The sequence below is a fragment of the Ilumatobacter nonamiensis YM16-303 genome (assembly GCF_000350145.1).
Lineage (GTDB): Bacteria > Actinomycetota > Acidimicrobiia > Acidimicrobiales > Ilumatobacteraceae > Ilumatobacter_A > Ilumatobacter_A nonamiensis.
In genome coordinates this window covers 16,579-28,351 of sequence record NZ_BAOL01000018.1, presented here as the reverse complement: position 1 = coordinate 28,351, position 11,773 = coordinate 16,579, and the positions used below count along the sequence as shown (strand labels likewise).

General features: G+C 67.3%; 7 protein-coding genes. 1 reads left to right on the top strand and 6 read right to left on the bottom strand.

Features of this window, described 5'->3' with window-relative positions; all coding sequences use genetic code 11:
- Positions 1-45: 45 nt before the first annotated feature.
- The 6 genes from ON45_RS02825 to ON45_RS22920 form a co-directional block, all read right to left on the bottom strand.
- The gene (locus ON45_RS02825; RefSeq protein WP_040491754.1) at positions 46-699 is read right to left on the bottom strand and encodes a 5' nucleotidase, NT5C type; all 654 of its coding nucleotides are present in this window, start codon (positions 697-699) and stop codon (positions 46-48) included.
- 55 nt (positions 700-754) lie between these two features.
- Positions 755-1,669, bottom strand: a complete 915-nt coding sequence (gene phnE, locus ON45_RS02820; RefSeq protein WP_051062345.1) for a phosphonate ABC transporter, permease protein PhnE — start codon at positions 1,667-1,669, stop codon at positions 755-757.
- Positions 1,666-2,502 (bottom strand): phosphonate ABC transporter, permease protein PhnE, encoded by an 837-nt coding sequence (gene phnE / locus ON45_RS02815; protein ID WP_051062344.1) that lies wholly within the window; start codon positions 2,500-2,502, stop codon positions 1,666-1,668. The genes phnE (ON45_RS02820) and phnE (ON45_RS02815) overlap by 4 nt, the downstream gene beginning before the upstream one ends.
- Positions 2,499-3,275 carry a phosphonate ABC transporter ATP-binding protein gene (phnC, locus tag ON45_RS02810; RefSeq protein ID WP_040491753.1) on the bottom strand — a complete coding sequence of 259 codons (777 nt, stop codon included), beginning with the start codon at positions 3,273-3,275 and terminating at the stop codon, positions 2,499-2,501. The genes phnE (ON45_RS02815) and phnC overlap by 4 nt, the downstream gene beginning before the upstream one ends.
- 122 nt (positions 3,276-3,397) lie before the next feature.
- On the bottom strand, positions 3,398-4,570 hold the full coding sequence (locus ON45_RS02805; RefSeq protein WP_051062343.1) for a phosphate/phosphite/phosphonate ABC transporter substrate-binding protein: 1,173 nt from the start codon (positions 4,568-4,570) through the stop codon (positions 3,398-3,400).
- A gap of 192 nt (positions 4,571-4,762) precedes the next feature.
- Positions 4,763-5,338 (bottom strand): 5' nucleotidase, NT5C type, encoded by a 576-nt coding sequence (locus ON45_RS22920; protein WP_040491752.1) that lies wholly within the window; start codon positions 5,336-5,338, stop codon positions 4,763-4,765.
- Positions 5,339-5,444: 106 nt separating this feature from the next.
- On the opposite strand from ON45_RS22920, the gene ON45_RS02795 reads away from it, so the two are divergent.
- Positions 5,445-11,756 (top strand): alpha-2-macroglobulin family protein, encoded by a 6,312-nt coding sequence (locus ON45_RS02795; RefSeq protein ID WP_158412165.1) that lies wholly within the window; start codon positions 5,445-5,447, stop codon positions 11,754-11,756.
- The last annotated feature ends 17 nt before the right edge of the window (positions 11,757-11,773 follow it).

The following is an 11,773-nucleotide window of genomic DNA, read 5'->3' as shown; positions in this document are numbered from 1 at the left end:
CGCACGGAGCGCGGGAACAGATCACGAGAACGGGCTGGGGGCGGGTCAGCGGCGGCGGTCGATGCGGTCGGAGCCGGCGTCGATGCCGGGGAGTTGGGCCTCGAAGCGGCCGACGTGCTCGGTGGCGAGATCGGTCACGATCGCTTCGACCTCGGCCCAGTTCTTCGCTCGTGGCCCCTCGACGTCCCGGTTGTACGGCTGGTCGAACACGATCACCTTGTTGCCGTACTCGCGCAACTCCTGCACGTTGTGTGGCGCATCGTCGATGTACGCGTGCGCCTCCGCCTGGGGTTTCGCTCCGAGGAAACACAGGTCCCGGTAGGGGATGCGCTTCGCGTCGAGCCACGCCGCGGTGTCGGCGACCGCCTTCTCGTGTCCCCAGTGCACGTACAGCCGATGGGTGATGATCCGGATCCAGACGCCTGCGTCGGAGAGCCGCCACAGCGTGTCGGCGGCACCCTCGATCATCTCCATCGTCCGGAACATGTCGTGCTCCATGACGGCGACGCGGTGGTACACCGCATACTCGTCCGGACCGAGATCCCACTCGCCGAAGTCCCACGACCGTTCCAGCGGATACGTCTCCGGATCGACGCCGCGGATGTCGGCGAGGATGTCGCGGAAGCGACGCGTGTGATCGGCGACCACGCCGTCGAGGTCGACGCCGAGAATGAACTGGTCGGGCGATCGAGCGGCCATCAGCGCACGATCACCACCAGGGACGTGAACATCGGAATGCCGGGGGATCGGGCCATCAGTCGTTCACCGACTCGGCGATCAACTCGGCCTCGTGCGCCTCGAACGAGCCGCCGTCGGACGACGCTCCCGGCCCACGCACGATGCGACGACGCACGAGCCCCGACACCGTGTCGACCGCGATCGTGCCGACGACCACGATGATCAGCGCGAGACCGGCCGTGCCCCACTCCTTGAACCGGATCGCCTGCGTGAGGTCGGTACCGATACCGCCGACTCCGAGCACGCCGAGGATCGCCGAGGCGCGGATGTTGACCTCGAAGCGGTAGAGGATGAACGACGTCAGCTCGGGCGTGACCTGGGGGAGCACGCCCCAACGCAGCCGCTGCGACCGAGATGCCCCGACCGCGTCGGTGGCCTCGATCGGGCCGCGTTCGATGCCTTCGATGATCTCGTAGAACAGTTTGCCGAGCGTGCCGATCGAGCCGACACCGATCGCCAGCACACCGGCCATCGGCGTCAGTCCGAACACGGGGATGAAGGCCAGGGCGATGATGATCTCCGGAATCGCACGCAACAGGTTGAGGACCTGACGGATGATCCACGCGACCGGGCGACCGACGAGGTTCTCGGCCGCGAAGAACGACAGCGGGACCGCGAAGATCGCGGCGATCAACGTGCCCATCCAGGCGATCGAGATCGACTCCCACATCTTGCCGATCAACGGCCGGATCTCGGAGGCCTCCATCTGGCTGAACATCAGTCGGCCGAGCGTGTACAGGTCGGCTGGAGCGTCGAGCAGCCGGGACCACTTGGCGTCCAATCCGATGAACGACCAGAGGACGATCGCCGCGATGATCGTCGTGGCCACCCATTTGAAGACCTGGCGCGGCGGCTTCGGAAGCTGCGGCCAGTCCTTCGCCGACAGGTCGGTGGCCCGGACCGGGGCCCCGCGTGAGAGGTCGGTCCTCACACGAGCCTCCGACGCAGCGTGACCGAGAACGCCTCGATGATCATGACGACGAGGAAGAACATCACGACCAGACCCCACATCTCTTCCCACTCGCCGCGCGACCGGAAGAACTCGATGCGTTCCCCGATGCCCCCGGCACCCACGAGCCCGATCACCGCGGACGACCGCAGGTTCAACTCGAAGTTGTAGAGCACGAACGACGAGTAGCTCGGCAGGATCTGCGGGACCACTGCGGTGCGCAGCATCTGGGTCAGTCCGGCACCCGATGCGTTGGCCGCCTCGACCGGACCGGGATCGATTCCGTCCAGCACATCGGACGTGAGCTTGGTGGTCACGGCGAGCGAGAAGAAGAACAGCGCGAGCAGACCGCTGAGCGCACCGATGCCGACCGCGGACACGAAGATCAGCGCCCACAGCAGGTCGGGGATGGCGCGCACGATGTTGTTGAAGATTCGAACGATCGACCGGAGGAACGTGTTCGGATTCCCGACCCGGGTCGACCAGAGGGCGAGGGGCAACGCGACCGACGCGCCGGCCACGGTGCCGAGAACGGCGAGCTGGAGCGTCTCGATGAACGCGGCGCGGGATCGCTCGGACCAGATCTGGCTGAAGTCGGGATTCAGCAGTCCTTCGACGACCGAGTTCGGCCGGGTGAGGTTCTCGATGAGCCCCTCGAACGAGAACCCGACGGCACGCGCGGTCACGACGGTCATCACCACCGCGCCGAGGGTGGTGACGATCGTGAACGGCGTCGGCCCGGGCTTCTTCGGGAGGCGAGCTGCGCCGTCGACGCGGGATTCGGGCGACGCGACGCCGACCGGCCCTGACGTCACAGGGCGGCCTGCTTGGCCATCGTGTCGTCGGCGGTCAGGCTCCGGCCGTAGATGCTCTCGAAGACGTCGGCGTCACATTCGCTGCCGGGGCCGTCGAAGACGAGCGCACCGTCCCGGAGCCCGATGATCCGGTCAGCGTATGCCGTCGCGAGGTCGAGGAAGTGGAGGTTGACGATCACGGTGATGCCGAGCTCGCGACCGATCTGCTGGAGGTAGCGCATCACCACGTGGCTCGTCGGCGGGTCGAGCGAGGCAACCGGCTCGTCGGCCAGGATGATCGACGGCTCCTGTGCGAGCGCGCGTGCGATGCCGACTCGCTGGCGCTGCCCGCCCGACAGATTCGACGCGCGCACGTAGGCCTTGTCGATGATCTCGACCCGGTCGAGAGCCTGCGCGGCAAGATGGACGTCGGCTTTGGAGTAGAGGCCGAGCAGGGTGCGCCACGTGGGTGCCTCGTGGAGCCGACCCATGAGGACGTTCTTCAGTACGGTCGTGCGGTCGACCAGGTTGAACCCCTGGAAGATCATGCCGACCTCGGAGCGCAGATCGCGCATGCCGGAGCGATTCAACGTGGTGACGTCACGCTCGTTGACCTGCAACTGCCCGGACGTGAGGGGAACCAGCCCGTTGACGGCACGGATCAGGGTCGACTTTCCCGCCCCCGAGAGCCCGACGATCACGACGAACTCGCCCGGCTCGATCGTCAGGTCGAGATCGCGCATTGCCTGCACACCACCCGGATAGGTGACGGAAGCGTTGGAGAATCGGATCACGGCGGTACTCGTTTCACATTCGGAGAACTGGGGTGACCGGCTCGAAGCCGGCCGAACCGGCGACGGGAGAGCGCCGCTGATGTGCGGCACCCTCCCGTTCGAACCGGTCGATCAGCGTGGGATCACTCGAGGACGTCGCCCAGCTCCGTCTCGAGGTCACGGATGACGTCGTAGTCAGCCGAGTTCACGGGGACCAGGTCGTCGATCGAGTACAGCTCGCTGAGTACGGCTGCACCCTCTTCGGTGCCGGCGATCGCGACGAACGCATCGCTGATCGCGGTGACCAGCGAATCGGGCAGGTCTCCGGCGACGGCGAAGCCATCGTTCGGGATCGGTCCGGACCAGCCGAACACGACGACCTGCTCGCCGACGTCAGGAACCTGCTCCACCAACTCGTCACGAGCATCGTTGAACGACACGCCGACGGCAGCGTCGCCGTCGTACACGGCCTGCACTGCGGTGTCGTGGCCACCGGCGAACAGGGCGTCGATCCCGTCGATCGGGTCCACGCCGGCCTCGGAGAGCTGGAGGGCGGGGATCGCGTAGCCGGAGGTGGAGCCCTGGTCGACGAAGGCCACGGTCTGGCCCTCGACGTTCGTCAGCTGATCCTGGCCGATCGGGCCGAGGGAAGCATCGCCATCGGCATCGAGCACGCCGTTGCAGAACAGGTAGCCGCTCTCTTCGTCGGCGACCGGCTCGTCCTCGCAATAGGTGTCGGGATCGTTGGTGAACCACTGCGTCACGTACAGCAGGGACCCGAAGCGTTCGGACTGCAGGATCAGCTCGGCACCGGCCTGCTCCTCCGACTGCACCATCTGGCGCGGTCCGAGGCCACCGGCGACCTGCGCCTGGCCGGACTCGAGCGCGACGATCACGCCGGCGTAGTCGGTGGGCACGAGTGCCTCGACGCCGATGCCGAGTTCGTCGGCCAGCATGTCGGCGAGCGGCTGAGCGGTCTCGATGAGGCCGCCGGTCTCCTGCGACGGGGTCAGCGTGAAGACGATGTCGTCGGGCCAATCCTCGGGGGTCTCGGCTGCGGACTCTTCACCCGCTGCCTCGGTGCTCTCGGTCTCTTCCTCCATCGCCTCGGTGGTGTCGGATTCCTCCTCCATCGCCTCCGTGGTCTCGGATTCCTCTTCCATCGCCTCGGTGGTGGCTGCCTCTTCCTCGGCGGCCTCCGTGTCGCTCGACGCCTCGGTGGTGTCCGTCTCGCTACTGCTGTCGTCGTCGCTCCCGCAGGCTGCGAGGACCAAGGCCCCCGCGGCTCCGAGTGCGACCAGGTTTCGTCGGTTCATGTTCACGCTTCCGTTTCGATGTCTGGTTGGGATCGGTCACCGCCGTCGTTCACGCCGCCGTCGATGTCCATGTGGGTGGTGCACCTGACGTTCGACGACGGCCATTGTCGAGATCGAGATGTTTCGACCTCGGAGTGGTCGCGCGCAGAACGGGTGCACCGGGAACGCTAGTCGGCGGGCTTCCCCGGCGCGTCACGACCCCGATGATCGCTCGGTGACGAGCGTGTGAAATGCCGACCAACTCCCGACGTCGGTCGCACCGTCCAGGGGATGATTCCACGGTCGGACGAAGCGGCACACGGTTGCGTTCGGGCGGTTGGCGATCAGGTCGGGGAGCACGTGCGGCGAATCGTCCAGGTAGATGTCGCACTCGACCTCGGACTTGACGTCGCTGATGTGGACTTCGCGGGTCGGGATCTCGTTGTCGGCCAACCATCGGAAGGTGTCGGTGATCGCCCACTGCGGCTTGGTCGTGATGACGACGATGGAGTGCCCTTCGTCGCGGAGGCGCCGGAGCGTGTCGACGGCGGTGGGGAACGGCTCGAGGTGACGGAAGATCGACGGCCGGAGGTCGCTTCCCTTGGCCCAGGCCCAGAACGCGGGCATGTCGTCGAAACCACCGAGTTCGGCCAGCCCGTCCCACGTCTGCACCATCGAGGGATGCAGGTCGCTCCCGAACTCCTCGCGATGGAGCTTGATCCATCCCGCATTGAAGTCGGCGACCACGCCGTCCAAGTCGATCCCGAGTCGGAGTCCATTCGATGCCACGCTGTCGGAACATATCGGGAACCGATGGGGCCCGGCCGACGTCCAATCCACATCGGCAACCACGCGCCGTAGCGTGATGCACGCGAGATTCGGGGGAGCGGAATTGATGAGAGGCACGCAGCGATCGACACGATGGGCGGTTCTGTTCGCCGCGTTTGCGGTGACCGCTGCGGCCTGCACCGGCGGTGACGATCCCGATCCGTCGAGCGATCCCACGACCACGGTCCACGGCGCGAGCAACACGCCGGCCAACGCCCCGGCCGACGGTGGATCCGGCCAGGAAGTGGCGAACGGATTCGCCGATCCCGTCGGTGCCGGCGATGCGTACGTCGGACTCCGGCTGAGCGAAGGGAGTCCCGGAGACGAATCGGGCGAGAGCGTGACCGTCGTCGAGGGAACACCGCTGACCGACGACGAGGTCGCCGCGGTGCTCGATCGCCTGCCCGAGTGGGACCTGCCCTCGACCGATGTCTCCGACTTCGAGCGGCCCACGGAGTCACTCCAGCCGCCGGTCGTCGGCGAGACCGTCGACGCGCCGTTCCCGGCGTCGACCGGCGCCCCGGACGACGCCCCGACCGACACCTCTGCGGACGGTCCCCTCGAGGTCGTGCGGTTCCAGCCCGAGGGCGACGTGGGGGTGGCACCGTTCGTCGCGATCACGTTCGATCAGCCGATGGTCGAACTCGGCACGCTCGACCAACTCGACGAGACCGACGTGCCGGTGTCGATCACTCCGGACATTGCCGAGACCGCTGGCGTCGAGGGGCGGTGGCGATGGATCGGCACCCGTACTCTTCGATTCGAGGTCGTGCCCGACAGCGATGCGCCAACGGCAGCCGATGGCAACGAGGGCCTCGATCGACTTCCGGCTTCGACCGACTACACGGTCACGGTGCCGGCCGGTACCGAGTCCGCCGATGGCGCCGAGTTGGACGACGAGGTGTCGTTCGAGTTCTCGACGCCGGCGGTCACGATCACCGAGCTGAGCGGATTGAGCGGTTCGACTCGACTCGACCCGGTCTTCGTCGCGATGTTCGACCAGCGGGTCGACCCGGACGCGGTGGTCGAACTGATCGACTTCGGTGCCGGTGAGGTCGACGACGTGCGCCTTGCTTCCGAGGAGGAAGTTGCCGCCGACGCAGATGCACGAGCGGCGGTCGACCGTGCGCTCGACGGACGGGCCGTGGCGTTCGTGCCGACTGCGGAACTCGAACCCGACACGACGATCGACATCGAGATCGGACCCGACCTCCCGTCGCTCGAGGGCCCGCGGACGAATGACGAGGCGTTCCGCATCGACGGGAGCACGTTCCCTCCCCTCGACGTGGTCCGGGCCGAGTGCTTCGACGACTGCCCGCCATCGGCCTCCTGGGAGATCAACCTCAGCAACCCGCTCGATCCCGAGGTCTTCGACCCGGACTGGATCACCGTCGAGCCCGCCGTGCCGGGACTGCGGGTCGATCAGTTCGAGTCGTTCCTCTCGATCAGCGGCGCCACGGCGGGCAACACGACGTACACCGTCACACTCGCCCCCGAACTCGTCGACGTCTTCGGCCAGCAACTCGGTGAGCAGTACGAAACCGAGTTCGACGTCGGCGATGCCCGACCGTTCTTCATCGGTCCCGACCGTGAGTTCGTCACGACCGATCCGTTCGCGGAATTGCCAGGACTCGGCTACACCACGGTGAACCACGACCGCCTCGCGGTCACGGCGTGGCAGGTCGACCCGTCGCAATACGGCGAGTTCCGTGCCTACCTGGAGTCGAGTTACTCGGACACGCGGCCCGACGGTCCGGACTGGCCGGTCTTGGTGGAGACCACCGTCGACGTCGATGCGCAACAGGACACCGTCACGGAGACCATCGTCGACCTGACCTCGGCGTTCGACGAGTCCGGCGGACCGATCGTGCTGCAGGTGGAACCCGACCCGGGCGTCGACCCGACGAGCGACGACTACTGGTCCAACCGGCCGAGCACCACATGGGTCCAGCAGGCCGACATCGCGGCGGACGTGTTCATCACGAACGACGAACTGCTGGTCTGGGTCACCGACCTGCTCACCGGCGAGCCGATCGCCGACGCGACGATCGAGCCGAACGGTGCCGACACCGTCACCGCCGACGCGGACGGGATCGCGCGCATCCCACTCACGCAGCCGGTCGACGGTCTCGAAGTCACCGCCGGTGACCGGACGGTGATGGTGCCGTCGCAGTGGTTCAACGGTTGGGAGTCGTTCGATCGGGGCACCGAGCGCCGCTGGTACGTGATCGACGATCGCGGCATCTATCGACCGGGCGAAACGGTCCGGATGACCGGTCTGATCCGCGAGCTGACCGCCGAGGACGCACAGCTCGCGCTCGTCGATGGCCCAGCCACGGTTCGCTACTCGGCGTTCGACGCGCAGGGAGCCGAGATCGGTGCGGGGGCGACGGAGGTGAACGCACTCGGGGGTTTCAACATCTCGCTCGACGTCCCGGAGGGGGCCAACGCCGGCCCCGCGTTCGTGAACCTCGAACTGGTCGATTCGCCTGACGCCGCTGAGGTCCGTGCCGGATTCGGACACGAATTCCAGGTCCAGGACTTCCGCACGCCGGAGTACGAAGTCGATGTGCGCACCGAATCCGTGGCGCCGCACTACATCGTCGACCCGGCGACGGTCGCAGCCGACGCCGACTACTTCGCCGGGGGCCCGCTCGGCGATGCCGAAGTCGAGTGGCTGGTGACGGCGACCGAAACCACCTATGACCCGCCGAGCTGGGATGAGTTCTCGTTCGGCGTCTGGAACCCATGGTGGTTCGGCGACGTGTTCGGCGGAGACGTCGGCGACGAGCCCTTCATCGAACCGTGCTTCGACTGCGGGCCCGGTTTCGTCGACCCGCGGTTCCAGCGGTACGTCGGCCGCACGGACGCATCCGGTACCCACCTGCTGCAGATCGACTTCGACGACATCCCGGGTCCCGCCAGTGACGACGACGGTGAGGAGTTGGTCGATCAGCCGACGTCGGTGACGGCCGAGGCGACCGTCTTCGATGTGAACCGACAGGCGATTGCGTCGCGCACCGATCTCGTCGTCCACCCGGCTCGGTACTACGTCGGACTGCGGAGCGATCGCGGGTTCGTCGAGCAGGGCGAGCCGATCGTCATCGACACCACGGTCGTCGATGTCGACGGTGAGCCGGTGGCGGGCCGCGAGTTCGAGGTGACCGTCGGACGCCTCGAGGGAAGCTTCGAGAGCGGCGAGTACGTCGAGGAGCTGGTCGACGAGCAGACGTGCACGATCACGTCGACCGCCGCGGTCACGAACGACGCACCGGACGAGGCGATGCGGTGCGAGTTTGCCACCGACGTCGGTGGCCAGTACGAGATCACGGCGATCGTCACCGACGACGACGGTCGTTCGAACCGCGCCGTGTACACGCAGTGGGTCAGCGGAGGAACGTCACGTCCGACGCGCGATCTGACCCGTGGTGACGTCGCGATCGTTCCCGATACCGAGTTCCACGGTCCCGGGGACACGGCCGAGCTGCTCGTGCAGGCACCGTTCAGCCCGGCCTCGGGCTTGGTCACGGTGACGCGAGCCGGCATCGCATCGGTCGAGGCGTTCGACGCTCCGGACGGCAGCGCCGTCGTGACGATTCCGATCGAGGAGGACGACGTCCCGTCGCTCCAGGTCCGAGTCGACATGGTGGGCGCGGACGAACGAGTCGCCGATGACGGCACCCCGCTTCCGGACGCTCCCATGCAACCGGCGTATGCGTCCGGACAGATCCAGCTCGAGATCCCGCCCGCCACCCGGACGCTCGACGTTGCGGCAACCCCGGCGACGGAGAATCTCGAGCCGGGGGAGAGCACGACGGTGTCGGTCGCCGTGGCCGGTCCGGATGGCGAGCCCGTGGCCGATGCCGGAGTCGCCGTGATCGTGGTCGACGAAGCCGTGCTGTCGTTGACCGGGTACGAACTTCCCGACCCGTTGGAGACGTTCTACCAACCGCTGTTCAGCCAGCTCGACGCCCAACTGCTCCGCGACTCGATCATCCTGGCCAACCCGGACGTGTTCGCGGGCGACGCCGGTCGCGCCGGCGGTGACGACGCCGGGGTGACGACCGAGGCGATGGAAGAGGAGTCGGCCGAAGACTCCGCCGAGTTCGACGGCGACGAGACGTCGTCGGTCGAGGTCGCCGACGCGCCGGCGGCGACCGCGGATGCGGCGGGTGAGTCTGCGAGCGCCGAGGGTGCTCCGATCGACGTTCGGGTCGACTTCGACGCGCTCGCGGTGTTCGCACCGAACGAACGGACAGGCGCCGATGGCTCCGTCGATGTCGACGTCGACCTTCCCGACAGCCTGACCCGCTACCGGGTGATGGCGGTCGCCGTCGATGGAGCCGACCGGTTCGGTTCGGACGAGTCGACGCTCACCGCACGCCTTCCGATCAGCGTGCGTCCGTCGGCACCCCGCTTCCTGAACTTCGGCGACCAGTTCGAGCTTCCCGTCGTCGTCCAGAACCAGACCGATGGCGCCGTCGAGGTCGACGTGGCGATGGAAACCGCCAATCTCGATCTCACCGGAGGAGCGGGACGACGCGTGACGGTTCCGCCCAACGACCGTGTCGAGGTCCGGTTCCCCGCTGCGGCGGCCGACGTCGGGACCGCTCGCTTCCGTGCGGCATCGGTCGGTGGCGAGTTCGCCGATGCGGCCGAGGTCGACCTGCCCGTCTACACGCCAGCCACTGCCGAGGCGTTTGCCACGTACGGCGTGGTCGACACCGGTGATCCGGTCATCCAGCCGGTGCTCGCTCCCACCGGAGTCGTTCCCGACTTCGGCGGCCTCGAGATCTCGACGTCGTCGACCGCGCTGCAAGCGCTCACCGACGCGGTGCTCTACCTGTACGACTACCGCTACGACTCCGCCGACGGGTACGCCTCGCGGATCATGGCGGTCGCTGCGCTGCGCGATGTGCTCGACGCGTTCGACGCCGAAGGTCTTCCGGACCCCGCAGAGCTCGACGCCGAGGTCGCCGCCGACATCGAGGCGCTGGAGGCGTTGCAGAACGACGACGGCGGGTTCCCGTACTGGCAGCGCGGACGGGAGTCGATCCCGTGGGTCTCCGTCCAGGCCGCCCACGCGCTCGTGCTCGCACAACAGAACGACTACGCCGTCGATCAGGCCGTGCTCGACTCGGCGCTGGGTCATCTCCGCTCGATCGAGGACTTCATTCCATCCGAGTACTCCGACGAGACACGTGATGCCATCAGCGCCTACGCGCTGTACGTCCGCGGGATTGCGGGGGACACTGATCCGGCGAAGGCGCTGAACCTGTACGAGCAGGGTGTGAACGACACACTCCAGCTCGATTCGATCGCGCAACTGTGGACGGTGATCGAGGACCCGGACGCACGCAGCGAGATCGAGACGACGATCGACAACTCCGCCGTCGAGACTGCGGGAGCAGCCAGTCTCGCCACCGAGTACGGCGAGGACGCCTACCTGATCGCTCACTCCGACCGCCGAACCGACGGAATCGTGCTCGACGCGCTCGTGAGCGAGACGCCCGAGAGCGACCTCGTTCCGAAGGTCGTGACCGGACTGCTCGCTGGTCAGACGCAGGGTCGGTGGAACAACGCGCAGGAGAACTCGTTCATCCTGTTGGCCTTGAACTCGTACTTCGACACGTTCGAGTCCGTCGATCCCGATTTCGTCGCTCGCGCCTGGCTCGGCGACACGTTCGCGGTCGACGAGGACTTCCGCGGTCGATCGACGGACACCTCACTGACGACCGTGCCGATGGCGGAGGTCGTTGCCGAAGGCGACACCGACCTCGCCGTGGCGAAGGACGGCGAGGGTCGCCTCTACTACCGCCTCGGTCTGCGGTACGCCCCGGACGATCTCGAACTCGACCCGCGTGACGAGGGCTTCGTCGTGGAGCGCAGCTACGAGGCGGTGGACGATCCGGACGACGTGGTGCGTCGCGAGGACGGGACCTGGGAGATCGCGGCGGGTGCGACCGTGCGGGTTCGGCTCACGATGGTCGCCGATGCTCAGCGCACGCACGTCGCGCTCATCGACCCGCTTCCGGCGGGCCTCGAACCGGTGAACCCTGCACTGGCGACGGCGACGACCGTGCCGCCCGAGGATTCCTTCGAGTCGGAGGACGGCGATGTACCCGCCGAGTCATTCGATGCCGCCTCGCACGCGGCGTACGGGTCGTTCTGGCGTCAGTGGTACGACCACCAGAACCTGCGCGACGATCGCGCCGAGGCGTTCGCGACCATCCTCCCCGGTGGGACCTATGAATACGTGTACGTCGCTCGTGCGACCACGCCGGGGGAGTACGTCGTCCCGCCGACCCGCGCCGAGGAGATCTTCGCCCCGGAAGTGTTCGGCCGCAGCGCCAGCACCGCCGTCACCGTCACCCCGTAACCCCGTGACGCACGCGA